We start from the raw sequence: 20,977 nt of genomic DNA, 5'->3' as shown, positions 1-20,977 counted from the left end.
CCGGGGGGACCTGAGAGCGCGGTCGGTCGGTTCGCCGAAACCGGCCGAGCTCCCATCGTCCAGCGGCCTAGGACTCCGCCCTTTCAAGGCGGCAACGCGGGTTCGAATCCCGTTGGGAGTACGCGGTACCCTTCATTTCGATGAAGTAGCAAGGCCCTGTGGCGCAGTTGGTTAGCGCGTCGCCCTGTCACGGCGAAGGTCGCGGGTTCGAGTCCCGTCAGGGTCGCAAGATCGTTCGGCTCCTTGCCGGCGTTCCCGGCCAGGTAGCTCAGTTGGTACGAGCGTCCGCCTGAAAAGCGGAAGGTCGCCGGTTCGACCCCGGCCCTGGCCACACCATCTACCTGCGCAAACAGCCCCCGCCCACGCTGGCGGGGGCTGTTTCGCGTGCGGACCGTCTCAGTTCCCGTCTCAGTTGGGGTTCCAGAAGAACCCGTTGAGCTTGTCCGCGATGTCCCGCTGAAGGGACCCCGTGACGTGCTGGTAGCGCTTCGCCATGCTGGTGTTCGACCAGCCCATGAGTTCCATCACGGCCCGCTCGGGGACGCCAAGCAGGAGCAGGACCGTCGCGGCGGTGTGACGTGCGTCATGGAGTCGACCCTCCCGGACACCCGCCTCCGCCAGGAGCTGCTTCCACTCGTCAAGGTCCCGCCGGGGGTCGAGCGGGCGCCCGTTCGGCTGGGTGAACATGTACCCGGTCTCGTGCCACTCGGACCCGGCGTGCTCCCGTTCCTTGGCCTGCTGTTCCTCGTGAGCGATCAGCAGGTCGTAGAGGCGGTCCGGCAGGACGAACCCGCGGCGCCCGGCCCGCGACTTCACGTCGACTTCGACCAGGCCACCGCTGTGCCGTTTCGGGCACCACCGGGCGTGGCTTGTGCAGTCCGGCGGGCAGGGTGGCGGACAGGGCTTTCGCTTGTGTCGTTTGCAGTCCTCCTTGCAGGGATTCGTCTTGTGGTATTTGGCGCCGCACGCGTTCGGGTCGTCGCAGCCGTGTTTCCAGGTGTGCCGCTGGAGCTGCTTTGCGACCCGAAGCGTTTTGGTCTTCCGGTGCAGTCGAGTCCACTTGAAACCGATAGTCTCGCCCTGGCGTGTGCCCATCGCGAGCGCGAGCACAAAGCGCACTCCGTTTCGTCGCGTAAGCGCGGTGACGAGAAGTTGCCCGATCTCGTCAGCCTCGTACGGTTCTACCTCCTCTTCTTCGATCCGGGGTGCTTTCGCCAATGCGACGGGATTTCGTGTGATGACGTCGCGTCGGTCAGCCTCTCCGAATGCCGTGCGCGCGGTCCTGTGTACTTGGTGGACAGTCGCCGGTTTCAGTCCGGCCTCAAGCATCTTGACGTACAGCTTCTCGAAGTGGTCAGGGCCAACGCGCGGCATCCAGTGTGCACCAAGGCCGGGAATTAAGTGCCGGTAGACGGCCGTGCGGTATCCGACCACGGTCTTGTACCGACACGTCAATGGTGCGATCGTTTCGACCCAGTGGATAAGCCACTTGTCAACCTTCCACGTCTGGCCAGCCTTTCGTACCTTCCCGCTATCGCGCTCCTTTTCCAGTTCGCGAACAGCCTCGATTACTTCGCCTTCGGTTTTGCGTTCGACGTGGCGCCGGTCGGGTTTCCCGTTGTCGAGGATTCCCATTGTGACGCGGCCATGCCACTTCCCGTCCTTTCCTTCGTAGATAGAGCTTGTGCCGTTGGGGCGGCGGGTTCCCTCGGGGCGTTTTTTGCGCGCCAAAATGTCACGTCCCTTTCTGGGATTAGGCCGCTTGTGCGGCGGTGAGGTGGTTGACGTACGCGGTGAGCGCGTCGACGGGGACGCGGCGGAGGTGTCCTACCTGGACAGTTACGACGTGTCCGGCCTTGATCAGGGCGTACATCGTGGTGCGGCCGATGGACAGCCGTTTCGCGGCTGCTTCGACGGTCAGCAGGGTTCGCGGTTCGGCGGCGTCCGGGGTGGTGCTGTTGGGCGTGTGCATGGGATGCGGCTCCGTGGTTCGAGCGGGCGGGGTCGCAGAGGTGTCACGGTCGTTCTCCTTCGGGTGTGTTGGCGCGGGCCGGGGTGGCTCGCGCAGCTGCGCGACGCGCGGGGTGGGTGACAGGTGTGACACCGGTCCGGGTCACGGGTGTCACTGCTGTCACGCGGGGTGTCACGCCCCCTCCGTATCCGCCTAGCGTTGCCGGGCCGGAGGTGTCCGGCACCTTGGCTACGGGCCGGTTTCGCGGGTGCGGTGGTGAGGGGTGCTAGACGCTAGATGCCTGGCCGGGGGCGGTTTCGGGTGCTAGCGGGGACGCTAGATCTAGCATCGGCGGACGCTAGCTCGGTGCGGGACGCTAGCTCTCGGGTTAGGTCGCGCCCATCGTCGCCGTGGTGGCGTTTCCGGGCCGGTTCCGGCCGTGCCGTACGGGACCTAACCCGCCTAACTCGGCTAACTTCCCGCTGGCCAGCGCGGGTTTCCGGGACCTAACCCGCCGGGTTAGGAATCTAACCCGGATTCCGGGCTCTAACCCGCGAGCTAACCCGCCGTGCGGGCCGGGGAGGGAGGCGCACGAGGGGACCGGGAACCCGCGTCGCCGGGCCTTCCCGCGGCCGTCGTCGGCGCTGCCTCCCTGCCTCCCTCGCGGGGGTTCGGGCTGGTCATCCGGGGGAGGTTGCCCGGGGAGGCGGTGAGGGAGAACTCCCCCGATCTCGGGTGCCTCCCTGTCTGCCTCCCTGTCGACGTGGGGCGGCTAGACCTAGACCCTGCCGGGGCGCCGGTGGTGGCGTGTGAGCTGTGCATGGGGTGCCTTCCGTGGACGGGTCTAGGGGCCTAGGTGGCTGGTCAGCGGATACGGAGGGGTCTAGGGAGGGGGTCTAGACCTAGAGCCCGTGCGGTCTAGGACCGGCGCCGCGCGCGGGTGGTGATCCGGGCGGCGGCCGACGCGTGAGTCAGGGCGAAGCTCCTTCCTTGGTCAGTTCCCGGGCCGGGGCGCCGGGACGTCGACGGGGGCGGGTTCGTCGGTGACGTCGCGGTAGACGGCGGTGCCGACGTAGACGGCGGTGCCGTCCGGCTGGGCCTGGTACACGGGCACGAAGTAGCGGCCGTTCCCGTCGGTCAGGATGTGCACCGGGCCGGACGCGACCGGGCGGGCGGGGTGCTGGCTGGTCATCGGGACTGGACTCCTCTTCGGGTGGTGGCGGGTGGGTTTCAGCTGTGCCGGGCGCGGGTGCTGGGGATGGGCTCGCCCCATCGGTCACCCCACTGCCCGGGGCGGGGTTTGCGGGCCGGGGCGGGCTGGTCAGCCAGGGCGGACAGCTGCGCGACGATGTGGCGCATGGTCGTTTCCAGGACGTCCAGGGCGAACTTCACCGGCAGGCGGAGCAGGTGCACGAGCAGGTAGGCGACCAGGCCGCCGGTGAAGCGCATCAGCGCGCGGGTTCCGACGTCGGGCAGCGAGTCGAACGGGGACATTGGGGCCTCCTCGGGTGTGGGGTCGACGCGGTAAACGCGGTTACGCGGTAATGCGTTGACCTGCGGTTTTGGGTGTGGCTGGTCGGGACTTATCGCGTAGGTACGCGGTAAGTCGGAAAGTCGGTGTGGTGTTTGTGCTGGTCAGCGGGTTACCGCGTAACCGCGTTAATCGCGTGGGGGTGGGACCTGGACGGCGGTGTAGACCTCGGTCGGGCGTCCCTTCCCGCCCGCTGGCGGGCGCTTGCCGACGACGACGCGCCCGGCCTCCCGGAGCTGGTCCAATAGCGTCGTGATCTCGGCTGCGGTTCGGTTGCGCTGGTAGAAGCCCGACCGGATCTCGTCCCGCGTCCTGCCCGCCGTGCCCGCTGCCGCGATCCACCGCGCGAGCTTCGCGGCCTCGCCGCTGTTGGACAGCGCCGTTCGGGCCGACGCGATGGAGTAGCGAACCAGCGCGGCGGCGGCGGTCAGGTGCCGGGCGTCGATCGCGGTGGCGCCGTCCAACGCGGTGTGGATGGCCGCGATGCGCAGGCAGTAGGGCGCGGCCCGGGAAATGAACTGCTCCACGGCCGGGAGATCGCCGGTGTCGGTGCCGAACTCGACGTAGAGCCGTCGCCACAGGTCGTTTCCGGCCGGGGTGAAGCCGAGCGCGCCGAGCTTGCGGCCGTTGTCGAGCCGTTCGGCCATCTCCGCGCCGATGCCCTTCACGATGGTGTCGGGTGCGCCCTGCCCGCCGGGCAGGAAGTGCGCGCGGGACACCATGACCGGCAGGAACCGGTTGTAGGTGCCGCCCGCGAGGTCGGAGGTGGATACCTTCGAGCGGAACTCTTCCGGGGTGATGTGCCCGATGATGCCGACGTGGCTTTCCGGGGCGACGCGGGCGGTGACGGCCATGGTCGACAGGTCCCCGCCCTCCCACGCCGCGCGCAGCGTGGCAGAGAGGCTGTTGCCGTCGCGCTTCATGCGCTCCATAACCCCGGCCCACTCCGCCTCGAACACCAGCAGCCGCCGGTCACCGGCCGGGAGCCGTCCCCCGGCCCGGGGCTTGGCGTCCAGGTCGTCAGCCTCGCCCGAGGGTTTCGGGTCGTCGGTGAACATGGAGGCCAAACCTTCGCCGGAGGTGAGCCCGGATCGCAGGTTGGCGGTCATGAAGTCCGGCGCGGCGGCGACCGCGAGGCGTTTGGCGCTGGACCATCCAGCGCCCTTGCGACCGGAGTTGGTGCGCCCGATGATCAGCGGCCACACCAAGAGCGGGTGCAGGTCGTCCCCGGCCCGCACGTGCGGTTTCTGCCCGAGGTGGACCCCGGCCACGCCGATGAGGGAGGCCAGCACGTTCACGGGGTCGCCCTCGGTGAACTCGGCGACCTCGTGCACGACGCTGCCGAGGTAGCAGTCGAACGCGGTGGCGTCCATCGGTGGCAGCACCGCGCGTGCCCGCGCGATCTCGACGATGGCGCGTTCTTCGGCGGCGGCGTGGTCGTCGGCGGAGGTGTTCACCGACCCCGGTTCGTGAACGGGTCCGGGGACGGACTCGGCAGAGCCGGTGACGGCCCGCAGGTGCCGCGCGGCGGCGTCGGGGTGTGTCACTGGTGAACTCCCTTGCGGTGGTCGTACAGGGCGGTGCTGGACTCGACTCGGGGCGGCTGGACTCGTGCAGGTCAGCCGGTCGGGTCGGGGTCGACCGATGCAGGTCAGACCGGGAAATCGGGGGTCGATCGGTCGGGGTCCGGGTGGACTCGATTCGGACGGTTCGTGAACGGGGTCGGGGTCGATCGGTACGGGGGTCGGATCGACCCCGACCGGGTGTGCGGCTGTGTGGTGGTCCGGTCCGGCGGCGGCGCGTTCATGGGTCCACCCGGGCGGGTGGCTGGCGGTTCGGGCAGCACCGCCAGACCGGAGGTGTGCGGGGACGCGCTACGCAGCTGCGGCGGTGGCGTCCGGGTCGCGGTGGACCTTGCGGCACAGGTCCGCCGCGCCGCGCAGGTAGCGGCTGTTCGAGCCGGGTGGGAAGACCTCGGTTTCGTGCTGGTCGCGCCACCGTTCGGCCAGGACGGCTACGGTTCCGCGGCCAAGGTCCTCGACCCCGGCCAGGGTCAGCCGGGCGGCGTCGTCGACCAGGATTCCGTACGGGCCGGGCGCGCATCCGCTGTGCGCGAGCGCCACCGCGATCTCGTCTTCGGTGAGCACGAGCGGCGCGGCCTGCTCCGGTGCCCAGATCCCGACCCGGCGCAAAGCGCCGGCGGGACTGGCCGGGGCGAGGCGGACCCCGCTCCGTGTGGTCATGGCGGTCACTGGCCTACTCCCGCCAGTTCGCGACGGCCGCCGGTGCGGCACACCGGTTTCCGGGCCGGGGCGCCGTACAGATGCGCGACGCGTTCCCGGATCAAGCTCAGGTGCTCGAACCCGTCCGTGCCCGGCGTGACCTCGACCAGGCCGAGCCGTTCGCTCTCCACCTCGTGCGCCCCGGCCGCGAGGAAGGTTTCCAGTACCAACCGGTGCATGTAGGCCGCGTCCGCGAGTACGTCACGCAACTCCTGAAGCGGCGACTCGCAGAACAGGTACCAAATGGTGGCGGTGATGTCCTCCAGCGACAGCGGGACGGTCAGGGTCGCGGTGACGGTGGCCGGGGTGTCGTTGGCCTGGCGGTGAACGGGAAGGAACTCGGTGGCGTGCCCGCCGATGGTGCCCGGCGTCATCGTGGTGTCGACGTGGATACGCATGGTTCAGGCCACCTCCGCCGCGTCGTCGCCGGTCGAGTCGTCGGCCGCTTCCGGGGACGCGTCACCGTTGACGAACTGGTCGTAGGCGGCTTCCGCGCAGGTGTTGAGCCAGGTGTTGACCGCGTAGCCGGGGAGGCGGATCGTGCCGGTGCCCGTGCCGAACTTCAGCGAGTCCAGGTCACCGGACTTCACCGCCCGGTACACGGTCGACTTGTGCACCTTCAGCCGGTCGGCGACCTGCTTCACGGTGAAGAACTCGTTACGCTCGAACTGCATCGTTGCTCCCGAAGTTTCGATGTAGGCCCTGGTCGGTGTGGCTGCACCGGCCGGGGCCGTTTGCGTCCTGTGCGCTTACTGCGACACCAGAAACGTATGACAACATGGGCAGCATGGGCAAGCAAGGTAGACCTTGTTCACTCGAATGGCCGAGTTGACCAAGTCGCGTACCCTGTCTGACGTGGACAAACTTGACCCGAACGACCCTCGATCCCCCTACCTGCAAGTTTCGGAGTCGCTGCGCTCCCAGATCCTCAGCGGCGCCATCGCGCCGGGAGAAAAGCTCCCCTCCTACCAGGCATTGGCCGATGACTTCGGCGTGTCCGTCGGCACCGTGAAACGTGCGTTCGCGCAGTTGGTTGACGACCAGCTCATCGTGACGCGACAGGGTCAGGGGTCGTACGTGCGCAACCCGTTGCCGGACGTCGTGCCCGAACCGGCCAGTGCTGACCTGGGCGAGGTCTACGAACAGCTCGCAGCCATCCGGCGACTGGTCGACTCTGTGGAGCGCCAGTTGCGTGCTCACGGCTAGTTCCCGACCTTGCGGAAGAAGGTCACGATGCCGTCGATCCCGTCGGCCACGGTGCTCCCGATGCCCTTCGCCCACGATGCGGCGTCGCCGGGGTACTTCACGACCAAGACCAGCAAGGCAAGCACCACTGCCGCGCCGATCAGCTTCGAGAGGATTCCGCCGCCGGTCTTCATGCCGGGGAAGGGGTTCTGCTTCGCCATTGCCTGTCTCCTGTGCTCGATGTGCGCCCTGTTCGAACCGGTTGCTTGGTTCGCTGGCGTTGCTCATGGCTCTAGGCTGTACCCAGGCTGACCAGCAAGAAAGGGTTTGAATGTGGTCCGGTTCACTGGCCACGTAGGCCACATGGAGGGGCGATGGCACAGCGGCCAAAGGAGCTGACACCGAACGCGAGCCCCCGACACTTCTTCGGCGCCGAGCTACGTTCTCGCCGGGGCAAGCGCTCCCTTGCTGACCTCGGTCGGGCGCTGCACTGTGACGCCAGTTACCTCGCCAGAGTCGAGAAGGCGGACCGCTCCATGTCGCGCGAGCTGGCAGAGGCGTGCGACCGGGAGCTGAACGCGGGCGGTGTGCTGCTCAGGCTCCATGCGTTCGCGGAAGGTGCCGAAGCGGAGCAGCACGTCAGCGGCAACGAGGCCGGGGGCAACGGGCTCCATGTGGCCAGTTCACCCCTCCATGTGGCCAAACCGGCTGACCTCATGGCCTTGGACATGACCGCGGCCCCATCGTTGGAAGAGGGCGAGGACATCACCGTCCCGGCCCGCACTCCCGACGGAAAGGTCATCTTCGTGTCTGTATCTCGCCGTGCCTTCCTGCAAAGCGCTGGCGCTGGTCTGGGCGTCGCTGCGCTCGGAGACACAGGAACCGGTCTCCCCTCCTCACCTCGATCACTGCCACGGCGGAGCACCGCGCCGGACCTGAACCCGGTCGAGCACTTCGACCAGATGCGCATGGTCCTGATCGAGAATGACAACCTGTTCGGCCCGGCCCGGGTGATTCGCACCGTGCTCGACCAGATCGAGACCATCCAGCATCTGCGCGAGGGGAGCAGCCGCGCCGATCAGCGAGCGCTCTTGCAGGTGCAGACGAAATACGCAGAGTTTGCCGGGTGGCTGCTTCAAGACGTCGGCGACCACGGCAAAGCCCAGTACTGGACTGACCGGGCGTTGGAGTGGTCACACCGTGCAGGAGATCCAGAGCTGACCGTCTACGTGCTCGCGCGTAAGAGCCAGCTGGCGGGGGACATGTCCAACGCGCTGGACGCGGTGGACGTCGCCGAAGCGGCGGAATCCATGGCACGGCCGCGTTCCCGCCTCGCAGCCGTGGCCGCAACCTACGCCGGACACGGGTACGCGCTGGAGGGCGACCACGAAGCCACAATGCGCACGTACGACCACGCCCTTGACCTGCTGGACCGGATGGAGCCCGACCCCACCTCGCCGTGGGGTGTCTGGCTGGACAGGCCCTACATCGACGTTGCTCGCTGTCGCAGCCTTGCGCTGCTCGGGGAGTACCGGCAGGCGGCCGAAGGATTCGAGACCGCCATTGCTGCCCTGCCGCCGGGGTACCACCGCGATAAAGGGGTCTACCTTTCGAGGGCTGCGCTGGCGTATGCAGGTTCGGCGGAGATTGAGCGCGCGGCCGAATTGGGCTTGCGGGCGCTCGACATCGGGGTCGACACGAATTCGGCCCGCATTCTCACGTCACTTACTCAGCTCGAAACAACTCTGTCGCATTCCAGCACACCAGTCGCAAAGGAATTCCGGGAGGCTATCTCCGGTAGTCTCGCGCGACAGGTGTAAGAGAAATCAACCAGGCGCTAGCCCAGGGAGAATAGATGTCACAGCGTCCCTATGTCCTACTCAGCGTTGCCACAAGCGTAGATGGAGCGATAGACGACACCACGCCAAGCCGTCTCTTGCTGTCGAACGCGGATGATTTCGACCGGGTCGACCAGGTTCGCGCGGATTCGGACGCCATTCTGATCGGTGCTGGTACGATTCGCGCAGACAATCCGCGATTGCTGGTGAACAGTGAACAGCGTCGCACCGAACGTGTCCGGGCGGGCAAGCCTGCATTTCCGCTCAAGGTCACGGTGACCGCTTCCGGCGACGTTGAGCCTGACTGGAAATTCTGGCACCACGGCGGCGAAAAGCTCGTGTACACCACCGATTCGGGTGCGGCGCTGGCCGCTGAGCGACTTGGCGAGTTGGCCGAAGTGGTGACACTCGGCCCCAACGTGGACTTCGGCGCATTGTTGGATGACCTCGGGAAACGCGGCATTCAGCAACTCATGGTCGAAGGCGGTGGCCAGATACACACCGCGTTCCTGTCGCAAGGCTTAGCAGACGAGATTCACCTAGCTATTGCACCGCTTGTCGTGGGCGATGCTAAGGCGCCCCGATTCCTCGGACCTGCTGAATATCCGGGCGGCTCAACTCGACGTATGCGGCTACTGGACGCGCGGACCATCGGGGACGTGGTTCTAGTGCGCTATGCACCGAAGGAGACAAGCGAAAAGGCTGAGCGCTAGATAGGAGCGGGCCGCCAGCAAAGGGTCTGCTGGCGGCCCGCAGGGCGTTGCTCCCGACTGCTACTCGCCCGAATCGTCGTCCGGCTCGACCGTGAGGCCACGATCCGCCAGCAGAGCCGCCACGGCCCGCTTGAGCCACCGCACGTCGTCGCGCGTCTCGACCACGGTGGTGATGAGCGCGGTCATGTCCTCTTCCGTGCGTGCGGCCCGGGATTCGAGGCCGCGCACCCTGGCTTCAAGGTCCGCGAAGGTGGTCGCCATGGGCAGGACTGTACCGGCTCACGCGAACAGGAGGGGACTGCTGGGCATCAGGCAGGGGGAGGAACACCCGACCGCTGGCGTGGACACCTCACAGAGGAAATCAGCAGCGGGAGGCGCTGACCAGGCATTTGTCACGTCCCCTCCGGGTACGAGTCCAAAGCGGCTGGAACATTGGGGGGTGGAGCGCCTACTCCACCCCCCAATGTTCCAGCCGCTTGTGTCCGTCTCAGTCCCCGTCTCAGTTCGACGCCGTTCGCACCGTTGCTGACGTCTCTGTGAGGCGTCCTCGCGCAGGTCACGCACGTCCGTGGACGCAGCTGAATGGCCGACCGGAGAACTGAAAAGCGGAAGGTCGCCGGTTCGACCCCGGCCCTGGCCACCCACGTAGAAGCCGCCCCGACCCAGGTCAGGGCGGTTTTCTTGTCTCCGGAGCCGATCATGCTCCTGGCCGTTGTTGACCTTGGTTGACCGCCATTGCCCGCCGCTAGTCGCACGCGGGTTGCACGGCGAGCCTGGAACTCCGCCAGCTCGTAGCGGCTCCATAGGCTGAGCTGGTTGGGGCTGGCTGGCATCCTGCGCATCGCTTGTCCTCTCCGCCCCCGTTCTTCCTCGCCCCTGCCGCAGTTAGCGCCGGGTCGTCGGTGTCAAGGGGGAGCTTTAGCTCATCGCGCAGCGACGCCGTAGGCGCCCTTGATGGCGGCGGGCCGGTGTTAAAGGATCGCCTGCGAGGGGACGGGCCACCGTGGAAGCTGCGGTGCCAGGTTCCGCCGAGCGCGTCGGCGGGGTGGGGCTGCTGTTGGGCTCGTGGGCCTCGTTGCTTTGGTGCGCTCATGCGAATGGGGCGATGGCTCACTCCGGCGGCGGTACGGACGGGTTTCGGCTGCTACCTACCATCGTTGGGCGGGGTGCCGGAGAGCAAAGGAGCGGACCATGAAGAGTGGTTGCAACTGCTGTAGCTCGTGCACTGGTGCAGGCTGCGGGTGCTGCGGCAAGTGCTAGACACGTGAGACCTGGCCCCTTGCTCGGATAGCACGAGCGAGGGGCCTTATTGCATACCTGGATATCTTGACGCGGCTTGCTCGGCGCCAGAGGCTGAAAGCGAAGCCTCCCAGACCCCGGGCCTTCCCGGCTGGCATGCATCGCAACGATGCCGATAACGTCGGGGTCGCGTGGCGTCCGGCCGACTGGGCCAAGTCAATGCATCCCAAGGTGCAACCGGGCGCCACGCCCTGATCTGCCGATCGTTCGTGGTTGGTGCCTGTGGCTGTTTGGATCACCTCGTCGGCGGCGGCGCGCTGCACGGTCCGGCCGTGTCGGCGGGCTCGCCCGGCGGCGCGCCTGCCGGAGCGGAGCGGGAGGCCGGCGTGTCGCCATGGGGCGGGCCCGCCGCGCGGGTGGTGACGTGCGCGCCGCCGACGGCGGCGCCTTGATCCCATAGAGCCAAATTCGGCAAGCACTCACGGTAATGTCCGCGTGGGTGTCACGCGGAGTTGGCGAAACCTTCACACCTTCGGGCGGTCGCATTTAGTGGCGAGTGCGCGTTAACTTGACCGGTAAGTGGTCCAGCCCGAGAGGAAGTGCCCCGAATGTCGCTGACAGTCCCGGAGGAATTGGTCAGGAAGGCGCAAGACGGCGCAATGACCGATGACGAATTCCTGGCCTGCGTTCAAAACTCTCTGCCGTATGCGTGGTCGGTAGTGGAACGGTTGGTGAAGGAATTCAAGGACGGTGCGACGGTGGCGGAGGACGGCACCGTTCCGCCGAATGACAAGGCATGGGGTGAACTGCTTCGCTTTGCTGCCAGCGACTCCATGCGCGGTGCGGTTGAGCGGAAGTACGGCGTCCGGCTGGCGTTCCAGAACTGTTGCAAGACGGGTATGTTCGCTCCTGGCGCGACGGCCGAATACGACGAGTTCGTGTCCCCGCGCGCTCAGATCCTCAATCAAAAGCCGGAACTGATCAACTGCTGATCAAGGAAAAACGCCCGTCGCGTTCTGAGCGCGGCGGGCGTTTTGCTGTCACAGATATGCAGTTATTGCAATGGCTCCACGCGAAGAGTGTATTCAAGGTCAAACATGTGTGCATCTAGCAATATGTCGGCTGTCTCGACGGGGGTTTCGTGCGAGTAGGTAATTCGGGTGATGATCAGAACCGGGGTACCCTTCCGTAGCTGCAACGCTTCGGCCTCGGAAGGTCGCGGCATTCGTGACCGGAGTCGCTCTACAACGCGCGTCGGGCGCATGTCAATGGCGGTGAAGCGGTCGACAAGACCAGCGGTCATCAGAATGCCCTCTTCGGGTCGCTCGATCACAGTTCCTTTGGTGATCGCCAACGGCTCAAACGAGTGAGTCAACATGGTCGGCTCGTCGTTGGCATACGAGACGTAGTCGGTGCGCATCACGTCGGAGCCAACTGGGATCTGTAGGCGCTTGGCAACGTCGGCTCCAGCTCGGTCCGGGTAGGTCTTGTGGCTGTAACGGGGGATGCGGTCCGCTGCGAGCGCCTCCTCTGCAAACGGTGCGCCGGGGGCGGTCCGGTAGTGGTCTTCTGACCGACGTACAACCGGCTGGTAGCGGCGCACGAACGCGCCCAGTCGCTGAATCCGATCGATGAGCCCTTCGCTTTCCAGGAGATCCAGCGCGTTACGGGCCACGATGCCGGAGACGCCGTACTGCTCACTCAGAGCTTCCCGTGTTGGCAGCCGGTCGCCAGGTTGCAAGGCGCCGCTGAGTATCTGCTCGCGTAGAGCATCGGCAACACGCTCGTACATGTGCTCGGGCACGGTCGCTCTCCTGCCTGGTCGGGGCTGCTTTCGCCCATCCTAGTTGACTTGGCATACCAAGACTTGGTATACCTAGAGGCACCTTGGCATACCAAGGGGCGGGCGACAAGACCGCGAACGGCTGAGAGAGGACTCAAAATGGCGATTGACAAGGGAACTCGGTTCGCCGTCCCGCATGAGGACGCCTTCCCGCAAGGGCTCGTGATGGTGGGCGACGTCTCGCCCGACAACGAATATCAGTCTCGGGAGGATCGGGCATCGGGCCGTCCGGCACGCCAGAAGATCGATGAGGTGACGGGCAAACGTCAGTGGAAGTTCACGGCGACGGACCCCGGTGAGCCGAACGCCAAGCGGGCGTCGTTCACGATCACCCTGCTCGCGGACGTTCAGCCGGTGCCTGCCACTTCGGAGGTGCTGCCGGGGATGCGTCCGGTCGAGTTGGAGGGCCTGACGGCCGAACCGAAGATCGCGGGGCAGGGAGAGTTCAAGTACCTGTCGTACGTGTTCCGGGCGACTGGTTTCAAGGCGGCCAGTAGTGGCTCGGGTTCGACTGGCGGCACGAAGTCCACTCGGTCGGCGTCCACTGCGGACGCCTCGGCCAAGGCGGCATGACCATGACGAACACGCCCGGATCGGTTCGCAACCCAACCGCGTTCAATGAACTGGTCCGGGCGTGGGAGCACGCGTACCGCGACTACATGGACGCGTGGGACTGCAACCAAGAGGACAACTTCGGTACCGCGACGCAAAACGTGGTCAATGCGGCGTTGCGGGTTTCGCAGGCCTGGCATGACTTGGCGCAGTCACGGGGGTTGCCGTGGTGGTGCGTGGCGGGGCTGGAAGCGGCGGCCGAAGCATTTGCGGAAGAGGCACGGGCCTGGCAACTGAAAGTGGGGAACGATGACGCATCACTGGTTGACCATGAGCACCCGGTGGGTGATGGCCGCGGAGACCTCCGTGTGGTTGGAAGAGGCTGGTTCGCGGCCGAATCTGCCGCCGATGGTGGTGCTGCGCAAGGGAACCGAGCAACTGACGCTCAGCGCTCCGTGGGAGGTCGACCAGTGGCCCGAGTTCGTCAAGTTCCTTCGCCAGTTCGAAGGGGTCGTTCGGGTTTTGGCGAACGTCGTGGAAGGCCGGATCGACACAGCTCGGGTGGTTCGTGATGCCGAAGAACGAAGCGACTGAGCCGAAGACGTTGCGGGAGGCGCACGAGGTGGTGAGTGCTCGGCGCCCGGCTGCGGATGCCGACCTGTCGGTGTGGCTGACGTTTCGGCAGAGGAACGCGAGTCTCTATCGGCAGGTGGCGGATGTGGATCGTGGACACCATCACGAATCGCTGTACTGGGCCGGTTACGAGGACCGGAAGGCGAACGAGGTAGCCGCCCGAATTCAAGGAAAGACGCCGGTCAAGGAAGCGGCGCACTAGAAGCGCTAAGGAGGTGTGTGGGATGTCTGCGGGGAGTGGGCCGGTCGTTGCCGGGTTGCTGGAGCGTGCTCGGCTGGATTGCACGTCGGGGCGAATGGTGGTCGCGGGGGTGCCGGATGTCCCGTTGGGCTGGGTGGTGAAGCGGCTGCGGGAGCGTCGCGACCTTACGCAGGGACGGCTGGCCGCCGCTGCGGGGGTAGGTGCCCTGACCGTGGCGCGTGTGGAGCGTTGCGCGGCGCCGGTGAGTTCGTTGTCGGTGGTGGCTGGCCTGGCGGATGCGCTGGGCGTGTCGCGTGTGGAGTTCGCGGCGTTGGCGCTGCGGGATTGGGAGCTGGGCCGTGGTGGCTGGGAACACGTCAAGTGACCTGTGGTGCCCGCAGATGCCGGGCGGGCGTGCGTTCGAGCCGGACACGGCCCGGTTTCTGCGGACGAAGCGGGAGCAGCTTGGGATGTCGTTGCGGGAGCTGGCCGCGCTGGCGGAGGTGGGCCTGACGACGGTAAACGATGTCGAGCTGGAGCGGATTCCGTTGCGGTCGCTTCCGGCTGCTGCTCGGCTGGCGGACGCGTTGGGGCTGGATCGCCTGGCGCTCATAGGCCGTGCGGTGTATCAGTTCCCGGCTCGGGAGGCGCGCGGACGCGAGTTTCCGCTTCCGGCGGATGGTGTGACGAAGTGATGAGTGCGATACGAAAGGCGGGAGCAGAGTTGACCACTGTGGACAGTGGAGCGGAGGTTGTCAGTTTCGATGACAGGGCAACGGTTTTCGGTGATTTCGACGGTCTGACGGAGGCTTTGGCGTTGCTGCGGGTTCAGCGGAAGGTGAGTAAGGCGGAGCTGGCGCGGCGGATCGGCAGGGATCGTCAGGCGGTGGAGCGGGCCGAATGCGGGTCGTACAGCTCGACGCTGGTCGATGTCGTGGGTGAGTGCGCGGAGGAAATGGGGTATCAGATCCGGTTCGTCCTGGTCGAGCAGTAACACGTGAGGAAGGCCAGATCACGCGAGGAAAGGTGAGGTGACCTCTTAGCAGTCTCTTGTAGACGGACGGAAAGTCAAGGCTAGTAACAAAAAACGCGCGTAGGGACGTGCGGCATACAAACACGTCCTTACGCGCTTTTCTTTTCCCATAGACGCAGAAGCGGCCTCATGGTTGGTCGCCTTTTCGCCGCTCCTGCGCTGTCCACCACTCTCAGGAAGTGAACAATGAGCAACGTAGAGCATGGGAAGTCGCGGGCGCTAGGTGGGGTCACCCGAACGCGCTGCGCAATCTGTCAGCGGTTCGCGAAGCTGCTGCCCGGCGAGACGAAGTGCGCTCCCTGCCGGGGAATGCTGCCGCTGGATTTGTCGGCGCGGCCGGTGCGGGGTGGTCGCTGATGGACGCGGGCACGGTGGGTTTCCTGCTTGTCGGCGGCGGTGTGCTGGCCGTGGTGGTCTGGCTGCTAGCGAAGATCGGTCGGGGCCTCGCGGCCATCGCTGAGGCACTGGCGGCCGTGGCGGTGGTGTTCCTAGCCCTGTGGTGGCTGCTGAAGCTCCTTGTCTGGCTGCTGCGGCAGATCGTCCTGCGTTGGCGGACTAGCCTTCTGCTCGTGGCGCTGGGCGCCTGGTGCTACTGGATCGGCTGGGTCTGGCTCGTCGTCGGCGCGGCCGTGCTGAGCGTCGGGCTCGGTGTGTGGCGGCTGATCGACGTGGTGTCGTTCGACCAGTACGCGGGCCGGTGGCTGCGGTCGTGGTGGCTGCGCTGGGCGTTGTACGCGCGAAAGCTTCCGGGTTGGCTGCACGCGTGTGGTCTATCCATTTCGGACGGCACGTTGCCGGTGGAAGTGACGGTGAACCTCGTCGGCCGTCGCCGTCGGAAAGCGGTCTCGCGTACCGGTGGCGGCGGTGCTGCGGTGCGGGTGCCCAAGGTGCTGGGTGTGCGCTCGGGTGCCTCGTGGGATGAGGTCCGGGTGGAGCTGGTGGCAGGCCAGAAACCCGAGGACTTCGACGACGCGGCGCGGGCGCTGGCCTCGGCCCGGAAGGTGACCCGGTGTCAGGTGCGGGAGCTGGAGCCCAACGTGGTGTCGCTGGACTTCATGCGCCGTGACCTGCTCGCCTCGCCGGTGTCCTGCCCGACGCTGCCGGACCTCGTCGCGGTGGATGGCACGGGGGTGGATCTGCGGCACGTGTTCGCCGGACGCACCGAGTACGGCAAGCCGTGGGCGGTTCCGCTGGTGGGTGCTGGTGCTCACTGCCTGGTGGCCGGTGCTACCGGTGCGGGCAAGGGCTCGGTGATGTGGTGCCCGCTGGTCGCGTCGGCGTCGGCGATCCGGGCCGGAGTGGTCCGGGTGTCCGGGATCGACCCCAAGGGCATGGAACTTGCTTACGGGCGTGGGATTTTCGCGCGGTACGCGGTGTCCGGAAAGGACACTCTGACCCTGTTGGATGCGCTCCTGGAAGAGCTGGAGCGGCGCAAGGCGGAGTTTGCGGGCAAGGTCCGTGAGGTCCCGATCAGCCGGGAGTGGCCGTTGGAGCTGCTGGAGTTCGATGAGATCGGCGCACTGACCCGCTACACCACTCGGCAGGTGCGGGAACAGATCGTGGAAAAGGTCGCGATCCTGAACACGCAGGGCAGGGCGCTTGGGTTCACGGTGCGCGGGTATGTGCAGGAGCCGACGAAGGACACGGTTCCGGTGCGGGAGCTGTTCCCCCGCCGGGTGTGCCTGCGGGTCACCTCGAAGACCCATGTCGGCATGGTGCTGGGTGACGGCGCTTACGAGCGTGGTGCGTGGGCGAATCGCATCCCGGAGTCGGCGGCCGGTACCGGCTACGTCTGGGGCGAGGGCATCCGCGAACCCTTGCGTGTCCGGGCGGGCTGGGTGCCGGACGAGACGGTCAAGGCCCTTGAAAACTACGTCACCAACGGTGGCGCGCACGTGATCGACCTGTCCGCCCTGCGCGGCACCGAAGGGAGGGCGGCGTGATGAACCCGGTCATGGTCTTTCTCGATGCGATCCGTGATCACCTCGATTTGCACGAGCTTCCGCCGGTGTGCTCGGTCGTGGTGACGAAGTGGACGGACCCGATCACGGTGCAGCTCGACACCAGCACCCTGGCCGAGACGGCGCGGGCGCTGCGGGTGTGGGCGAACACCCTGGATGAGGTGTCGGCGTCACTGTCGCGGATGCCAGGCGGGCATTCGGTGCATCTGCGGGTGCGCGGCCGGACCCCGTGCGGCATCCCGGTGGAGGTCTACGGCGCGGTGCCGTTCTCCGAGGACGTGTTCCCGGACCTGCCCGCCGGTGCCCGGCAGGACATGCCGGTGTTCGTGCTGCGGGGCTGGGCCGACCGTGGGGAGGTGGCTGCCTGATGACCAGCACAAACGCCCATGCCGGCCGGGCCGCTGTCGAGCCCTCTCGGGTGCGGGCTCCGCTGGCCTCCGACGTCGTCAAGGCGACGGCGGAGAAACACGGTGTGTGCGTCCGGCCGTTCACGATGGAGGTTGGCGACACCGAAACCGGGGAGCTGCGCTACATCCCCGTGCCGTGTGGGTCCACAGTGGAATCCGTCTGCCTGCCGTGTGCCCGCAAGGCGAAGGCGCTGCGGCAAGCCCAGTGCCGGGAAGGCTGGCACCTCGACTCCGAACCCGAGATCGCCTCGAAGGCTCCGACCGAGGATCACACGGAGCTGCTGACCTTCCGCGCGGACCTCGTGGCCGCCTACCGGGACCGCGTCGAACATGAGGACCAGGCGGAGGCCGAGTACCTACGCGAGGAAATCCGCACAGTGGATGCGGAGCTTCGGCAACTCGGGATGCGCGGGCGTCTCCCGGCCGTGGACCTGCCGGAGAAGCGGGCGGTGAAGCGGTCGACGCGTCGGCGGCAGGACGCTCCGAACCTGCCTCGGCGCAAGGTCGCCAAGACCACGGTCGGCATGGAGTACGCGGGGAAGTTCCGGCCGTCGATGTTCGTCACGCTGACCTGCGACTCTTACGGGCCAGTCCGCGGGGACGGTGCCCCGGTCGACCCAGCGTCGTATGACTATCGGCGGGCGGCTCGGGACGCGGTGCACTTCTCGGCGCTGGTGGATCGGTGGTGGCAGAACCTGCGCCGGGTCGTGGGCTGGGACGCCCAGTACTTCGCCACGGTCGAACCCCAGAAACGGGCGGCGCCGCACCTGCACACGGCCATACGCGGGTCCATCTCGCACGAGGTCATCCGGCAGGTCACCGACGCCACCTATCACCAAGTGTGGTGGCCCAACCATGACCGCATCGTCTATGCCGACCGGAAACCCGTGTGGGACGGCGATAGGCGGGCGTTCGTGGACCCGGACACCCGCGAACCGCTGACGGCGTGGGATGACGCGGTGGAGGACCTGGAGGCCCCCGCGCACGTGGTCACCTTCGGGCGACAGGTGCACTCCAAGGGCATCCTCGGCGGAACGGAGGAAGCCGGACGGCACATCGGCTACCTGACGAAGTACCTCACCAAGTCCACGGGTGAGGTCGTGGTGGCGGAGAGCAGGCGGCAGGAAGACCATCACGAGCGGCTGCACGCTGAGCTGTCGGTGACGCCGTGCTCGCCCCGGTGCGCGGTCTGGCTGCTGTATGGCATCCAACCCAAGGGCGCCAACGGAAAGACCACCCCGGGGCACTGCAAGGGGCGCGCTCATCGGCGGACCACTCTCGGCCTGCCCGGTCGGCGGGTGCTGGTGTCGCGCAAGTGGTCCGGCAAGACGCTCGGCGATCACAAGGCGGACCGGAAGGCGTTCGTCGCGCGGGCGCTGGCGGCGGTCGGGATCGTAAAACCCGCACCGGACAAGGAAAAGCAGGTGTGGCGCAAGGTCGAACCCGGGGACACCCACGTACCACCCCGAGATCACCTCGTCATGCACGCCATCTCCGAACGCATCACCTGGAAGGCCGAGTACGACCGGGCGCTACTGGCCGCACAAGGCCCACCCGGCGGTGTCGAAACTTCGGCAATTCCGGAAGCGGCGTAGGGGCTGGGAGGCGAATCGTGCACAAGAACTACCTGACAGTTGAAGAAGCGGGCGAGTACCTGAACACGGGCGTCCGGTTTGTACGTCGGCTCATCGCTGAACGACGCATCGCGTTCCACAAAGTCGGCGCCCACGTACGTCTGACAGTCGCTGATCTGGACGCGTTCGTCCAATCTGGACGAGTCGAGCCGGTGACCGTGCGCTGGTCCGGTGGACGGGTGGTGGCCTGATGGCGAAGAACCAAGGCCGTCGCCGGTTCGGGTCGGTTCGCAAGCTGCCGTCCGGGCGGTTTCAAGCGTCGTTCATCGGTCCAAACGGGGAGCGGCAGTACGCACCGGACACGTTCCGGACCAAGACGGACGCGGATCGCTGGCTCGTCGGTGTCGAAGCGGACATCAGTAAGGGCGCTTGGCTGGATGACAAGCTCGGGCGGGAAACGTTCGGCAACTACGCCAGTGCGTACCTCCGCGACAACCCGAACGTAGGGGACCGGTGGGAGGAGACGTGTCGGCGGAACATGCGGCTGCACATGACCGCGCTCCTTGATCTACCGCTGATCGCGATCACTCCGCCGGTTGTCCGGAGCTGGTACGCCAAGGCATTGGCCGGGGACGGTGGCAAGACGTCCATCGGGCAGGCGTACCGGTTCCTGCGGGCCGTGATGAACTCGGCGAAGCGAGACGGCGCGATCATGACGAACCCGTGCCAGATTCCCGGCGCGGGCTCGGACAAGGCCAAGGAACGCGGCATCGCAACTCCTGCCCAAGTGGTCGAGGTGGTCGACGCGATCACTCCTCGGTATCGGGCGGCCGTGCTCTTGGCGGCGTGGTGCGGTCTCCGTCGCGGGGAGGTGTGTGGGTTACGGACGGAAGACGTCGACCTGGTCGACCGTGTCGTGTGGGTACGGAAGAACCGCGTAGAACTTCTGGAGAGCCCAAAGAAGTACGACAAGGACCCCAAGTCGGACGCGGGTCGTCGACCGGTCTCGATTCCTCCGCACGTCTTGCCGTATCTCCGGGATCACATGGCGGAGTGGGCCGGTCGAGAACGCTTCTTCATCGGACGCGACGGGCAGCCGATGCGAGGCAACGCGGTCTATCAGGCGTTCGTTCGGGCGCGTGAGCGTGTGGGCATCGGCGTGAGCTTTCATGACCTGCGCCACACCGGTCAGACTCTCGCCGCGAGCGCGGGGGCGACGTTGGCTGATCTCAAAAAGCGGCTCGGCCACGCGTCGGCTGCCGCGTCGCTCCGGTACCTCCACGCGGTCGAGGGCAGGGACAAGGAAGTAGCTGACCAGTTGAGCAAGCTCGCCGCTCGTGGTGACGCTGCGAAGCTGCCCAAATCGATCATCGTCAAGCACTGAACGGGATGACGATGATCTGGTCATCATCCTCGTAGATGATCCTTCCGGGCGCCTGGTGCGAGACTAGTTTGTCGCACCGGACGTCGTGGGCATCGAGGATTTCCAGGTATCCGGCAGCGCGAGCGACGAGCGCTTCGGCTGACTCCTTGAACCAGGCAGTCGCGCCCGGGTTGACCGAGTGGTCGTAGACGGTCGGATCGACAGTTGTGGGGTCGGTGTAGCGGGACTCGTACCAAGCGTTGTTGATCCGGCGGAACTCTTCCTGCTCGGCGGTGAGCCGACCGGCCCTGCTCAGGTTGTTGATCAACCCGAAGAACCCGGGATGGCGCCCCTCGGCGTTGGGCTCGGTGCTCTGGAACCTGACGTAGGTCATGCGACATTCATAGCGAGGCACCTGTCGTGATGTTGCACGGGGATTGCACGAAGCGCCAGTGCAACCCCCGTGACCTGCAAAAACGTACCCGCCTGAAAAGCGGAAGGTCGCCGGTTCGACCCCGGCCCTGGCCACCCGAGTCGCCCGAGGTATGTCCGCGGAAAGCGCGGACCGTGCCTCGGGTGTCGTGTTTTGTGGGGGGGGGAACCCCCCCCCCCCCCCCGGGGGGGGGGGGGTGGGGGGGGCGCACCCCCCCCCCCGCCCCCGAACAGCAACACACACAAACACCAAGAGACA

The 20,977-nt window shown here is 66.6% G+C and carries 28 protein-coding genes and 4 tRNA genes; 20 read left to right on the top strand and 12 right to left on the bottom strand.

Features of this window, described 5'->3' with window-relative positions; genetic code table 11:
• Nucleotides 1-48: 48 nt before the first annotated feature.
• The 3 genes from ACFWX1_RS15315 (at nucleotide 49) to ACFWX1_RS15305 (ending at nucleotide 331) form a co-directional block, all read left to right on the top strand.
• Nucleotides 49-121 (top strand) — tRNA-Glu (locus tag ACFWX1_RS15315).
• 31 nt (nucleotides 122-152) lie between these two features.
• Nucleotides 153-226, top strand: a tRNA-Asp gene (locus tag ACFWX1_RS15310).
• 31 nt (nucleotides 227-257) lie between these two features.
• A tRNA-Phe gene (locus ACFWX1_RS15305) sits at nucleotides 258-331 on the top strand.
• A 77-nt stretch (nucleotides 332-408) separates the two neighbouring features.
• On the opposite strand, the gene ACFWX1_RS15300 is transcribed toward ACFWX1_RS15305, so the two are convergent.
• The 8 genes from ACFWX1_RS15300 to ACFWX1_RS15265 form a co-directional block, all read right to left on the bottom strand.
• Nucleotides 409-1,731, bottom strand: a complete 1,323-nt coding sequence (locus tag ACFWX1_RS15300; protein ID WP_378387628.1) for a tyrosine-type recombinase/integrase — start codon at nucleotides 1,729-1,731, stop codon at nucleotides 409-411.
• A 22-nt stretch (nucleotides 1,732-1,753) separates the two neighbouring features.
• Nucleotides 1,754-1,972: a helix-turn-helix domain-containing protein gene (locus tag ACFWX1_RS15295; protein WP_378387626.1), complete on the bottom strand. Its 219-nt coding sequence runs from the start codon at nucleotides 1,970-1,972 to the stop codon at nucleotides 1,754-1,756.
• Nucleotides 1,973-2,945: 973 nt separating this feature from the next.
• The gene (locus tag ACFWX1_RS15290) at nucleotides 2,946-3,143 is read right to left on the bottom strand and encodes a hypothetical protein (RefSeq protein WP_378387624.1); all 198 of its coding nucleotides are present in this window, start codon (nucleotides 3,141-3,143) and stop codon (nucleotides 2,946-2,948) included.
• 38 nt (nucleotides 3,144-3,181) lie between these two features.
• On the bottom strand, nucleotides 3,182-3,445 hold the full coding sequence (locus tag ACFWX1_RS15285) for a hypothetical protein (RefSeq protein WP_378387623.1): 264 nt from the start codon (nucleotides 3,443-3,445) through the stop codon (nucleotides 3,182-3,184).
• 165 nt (nucleotides 3,446-3,610) lie between these two features.
• Nucleotides 3,611-5,029: a DUF3987 domain-containing protein gene (locus tag ACFWX1_RS15280; protein WP_378387621.1), complete on the bottom strand. Its 1,419-nt coding sequence runs from the start codon at nucleotides 5,027-5,029 to the stop codon at nucleotides 3,611-3,613.
• Between the two features lie 327 nt (nucleotides 5,030-5,356).
• Nucleotides 5,357-5,725 carry a hypothetical protein gene (locus ACFWX1_RS15275; protein WP_378387619.1) on the bottom strand — a complete coding sequence of 123 codons (369 nt, stop codon included), beginning with the start codon at nucleotides 5,723-5,725 and terminating at the stop codon, nucleotides 5,357-5,359.
• 5 nt (nucleotides 5,726-5,730) lie between these two features.
• Nucleotides 5,731-6,162, bottom strand: a complete 432-nt coding sequence (locus ACFWX1_RS15270; protein ID WP_378387617.1) for a hypothetical protein — start codon at nucleotides 6,160-6,162, stop codon at nucleotides 5,731-5,733.
• 3 nt (nucleotides 6,163-6,165) lie between these two features.
• Nucleotides 6,166-6,438 (bottom strand): helix-turn-helix domain-containing protein, encoded by a 273-nt coding sequence (locus ACFWX1_RS15265; protein ID WP_378387616.1) that lies wholly within the window; start codon nucleotides 6,436-6,438, stop codon nucleotides 6,166-6,168.
• A gap of 181 nt (nucleotides 6,439-6,619) precedes the next feature.
• Here ACFWX1_RS15265 and ACFWX1_RS15260 point away from each other — a divergent pair, with 181 nt between their 5' ends.
• Nucleotides 6,620-6,970 (top strand): GntR family transcriptional regulator, encoded by a 351-nt coding sequence (locus ACFWX1_RS15260; protein ID WP_378387614.1) that lies wholly within the window; start codon nucleotides 6,620-6,622, stop codon nucleotides 6,968-6,970.
• Here ACFWX1_RS15260 and ACFWX1_RS15255 read toward each other — a convergent pair.
• The gene (locus ACFWX1_RS15255; protein ID WP_378387612.1) at nucleotides 6,967-7,170 is read right to left on the bottom strand and encodes a hypothetical protein; all 204 of its coding nucleotides are present in this window, start codon (nucleotides 7,168-7,170) and stop codon (nucleotides 6,967-6,969) included. The two genes, ACFWX1_RS15260 and ACFWX1_RS15255, sit on opposite strands and share 4 nt — an antisense overlap.
• A gap of 153 nt (nucleotides 7,171-7,323) precedes the next feature.
• Here ACFWX1_RS15255 and ACFWX1_RS15250 point away from each other — a divergent pair, with 153 nt between their 5' ends.
• Complete coding sequence (locus ACFWX1_RS15250) at nucleotides 7,324-8,769, top strand: helix-turn-helix domain-containing protein (protein WP_378387611.1); 1,446 nt, start codon at nucleotides 7,324-7,326, stop codon at nucleotides 8,767-8,769.
• A 35-nt stretch (nucleotides 8,770-8,804) separates the two neighbouring features.
• Nucleotides 8,805-9,500 (top strand): RibD family protein, encoded by a 696-nt coding sequence (locus ACFWX1_RS15245; RefSeq protein ID WP_378387609.1) that lies wholly within the window; start codon nucleotides 8,805-8,807, stop codon nucleotides 9,498-9,500.
• A gap of 60 nt (nucleotides 9,501-9,560) precedes the next feature.
• On the opposite strand, the gene ACFWX1_RS15240 is transcribed toward ACFWX1_RS15245, so the two are convergent.
• A complete protein-coding gene (locus ACFWX1_RS15240) occupies nucleotides 9,561-9,761 on the bottom strand; it encodes a hypothetical protein (RefSeq protein WP_378387607.1) in 201 nt (66 codons plus the stop codon).
• 1,268 nt (nucleotides 9,762-11,029) lie between these two features.
• On the opposite strand from ACFWX1_RS15240, the gene ACFWX1_RS15235 reads away from it, so the two are divergent.
• Both ACFWX1_RS15235 and ACFWX1_RS15230 read left to right on the top strand, forming a co-directional pair.
• The gene (locus ACFWX1_RS15235) at nucleotides 11,030-11,191 is read left to right on the top strand and encodes a hypothetical protein (RefSeq protein ID WP_378387606.1); all 162 of its coding nucleotides are present in this window, start codon (nucleotides 11,030-11,032) and stop codon (nucleotides 11,189-11,191) included.
• A 156-nt stretch (nucleotides 11,192-11,347) separates the two neighbouring features.
• The gene (locus ACFWX1_RS15230) at nucleotides 11,348-11,731 is read left to right on the top strand and encodes an SCO5389 family protein (protein ID WP_378387604.1); all 384 of its coding nucleotides are present in this window, start codon (nucleotides 11,348-11,350) and stop codon (nucleotides 11,729-11,731) included.
• Between the two features lie 62 nt (nucleotides 11,732-11,793).
• On the opposite strand, the gene ACFWX1_RS15225 is transcribed toward ACFWX1_RS15230, so the two are convergent.
• Complete coding sequence (locus ACFWX1_RS15225; RefSeq protein WP_378387603.1) at nucleotides 11,794-12,543, bottom strand: GntR family transcriptional regulator; 750 nt, start codon at nucleotides 12,541-12,543, stop codon at nucleotides 11,794-11,796.
• A 138-nt stretch (nucleotides 12,544-12,681) separates the two neighbouring features.
• On the opposite strand from ACFWX1_RS15225, the gene ACFWX1_RS15220 reads away from it, so the two are divergent.
• The 11 genes from ACFWX1_RS15220 to ACFWX1_RS15170 all read left to right on the top strand — a co-directional run bounded on the left by ACFWX1_RS15220 (nucleotide 12,682) and on the right by ACFWX1_RS15170 (nucleotide 20,307).
• Nucleotides 12,682-13,155, top strand: a complete 474-nt coding sequence (locus tag ACFWX1_RS15220; RefSeq protein ID WP_378387601.1) for a hypothetical protein — start codon at nucleotides 12,682-12,684, stop codon at nucleotides 13,153-13,155.
• A 288-nt stretch (nucleotides 13,156-13,443) separates the two neighbouring features.
• Entirely contained in the window at nucleotides 13,444-13,728 is a 285-nt protein-coding gene (locus tag ACFWX1_RS15215; protein WP_378387599.1) for a hypothetical protein, read from the top strand.
• Nucleotides 13,706-13,969 carry an AMED_5909 family protein gene (locus tag ACFWX1_RS15210; protein WP_378387597.1) on the top strand — a complete coding sequence of 88 codons (264 nt, stop codon included), beginning with the start codon at nucleotides 13,706-13,708 and terminating at the stop codon, nucleotides 13,967-13,969. The genes ACFWX1_RS15215 and ACFWX1_RS15210 overlap by 23 nt, the downstream gene beginning before the upstream one ends.
• Before the next feature lie 22 nt (nucleotides 13,970-13,991).
• On the top strand, nucleotides 13,992-14,333 hold the full coding sequence (locus ACFWX1_RS15205) for a helix-turn-helix domain-containing protein (protein ID WP_378387596.1): 342 nt from the start codon (nucleotides 13,992-13,994) through the stop codon (nucleotides 14,331-14,333).
• A gap of 16 nt (nucleotides 14,334-14,349) precedes the next feature.
• On the top strand, nucleotides 14,350-14,643 hold the full coding sequence (locus tag ACFWX1_RS15200; RefSeq protein ID WP_378387594.1) for a multiprotein-bridging factor 1 family protein: 294 nt from the start codon (nucleotides 14,350-14,352) through the stop codon (nucleotides 14,641-14,643).
• On the top strand, nucleotides 14,643-14,942 hold the full coding sequence (locus tag ACFWX1_RS15195) for a helix-turn-helix domain-containing protein (protein ID WP_378387592.1): 300 nt from the start codon (nucleotides 14,643-14,645) through the stop codon (nucleotides 14,940-14,942). The genes ACFWX1_RS15200 and ACFWX1_RS15195 overlap by 1 nt, the downstream gene beginning before the upstream one ends.
• A 395-nt stretch (nucleotides 14,943-15,337) precedes the next feature.
• Complete coding sequence (locus tag ACFWX1_RS15190) at nucleotides 15,338-16,924, top strand: FtsK/SpoIIIE domain-containing protein (RefSeq protein ID WP_378387591.1); 1,587 nt, start codon at nucleotides 15,338-15,340, stop codon at nucleotides 16,922-16,924.
• Entirely contained in the window at nucleotides 16,924-17,310 is a 387-nt protein-coding gene (locus tag ACFWX1_RS15185; protein ID WP_378387737.1) for a hypothetical protein, read from the top strand. The genes ACFWX1_RS15190 and ACFWX1_RS15185 overlap by 1 nt, the downstream gene beginning before the upstream one ends.
• Entirely contained in the window at nucleotides 17,310-18,944 is a 1,635-nt protein-coding gene (locus ACFWX1_RS15180) for a replication initiator (protein WP_378387589.1), read from the top strand. Before ACFWX1_RS15185 ends, ACFWX1_RS15180 begins: the two co-directional genes overlap by 1 nt.
• Before the next feature lie 17 nt (nucleotides 18,945-18,961).
• On the top strand, nucleotides 18,962-19,174 hold the full coding sequence (locus ACFWX1_RS15175) for an excisionase family DNA-binding protein (protein WP_378387587.1): 213 nt from the start codon (nucleotides 18,962-18,964) through the stop codon (nucleotides 19,172-19,174).
• Nucleotides 19,174-20,307, top strand: coding sequence for a tyrosine-type recombinase/integrase (locus tag ACFWX1_RS15170; RefSeq protein WP_378387586.1), 1,134 nt, complete (start codon nucleotides 19,174-19,176; stop codon nucleotides 20,305-20,307). Before ACFWX1_RS15175 ends, ACFWX1_RS15170 begins: the two co-directional genes overlap by 1 nt.
• On the opposite strand, the gene ACFWX1_RS15165 is transcribed toward ACFWX1_RS15170, so the two are convergent.
• Nucleotides 20,297-20,680 (bottom strand): hypothetical protein, encoded by a 384-nt coding sequence (locus ACFWX1_RS15165; protein WP_378387584.1) that lies wholly within the window; start codon nucleotides 20,678-20,680, stop codon nucleotides 20,297-20,299. The genes ACFWX1_RS15170 and ACFWX1_RS15165 overlap by 11 nt on opposite strands.
• A 46-nt stretch (nucleotides 20,681-20,726) precedes the next feature.
• Between ACFWX1_RS15165 and ACFWX1_RS15160 the strand changes: the two genes are divergently transcribed.
• A tRNA-Phe gene (locus tag ACFWX1_RS15160) sits at nucleotides 20,727-20,814 on the top strand.
• Nucleotides 20,815-20,977 lie beyond the last annotated feature (163 nt).

Origin of the sequence: Amycolatopsis sp. NPDC059021 (assembly GCF_042739895.1) — a bacterium.
Taxonomy (GTDB): Bacteria; Actinomycetota; Actinomycetes; order Mycobacteriales; family Pseudonocardiaceae; genus Amycolatopsis.
The sequence above is the reverse complement of the archived record's forward strand: the minus strand, read 5'-3'. Positions and strand labels throughout refer to the sequence as shown.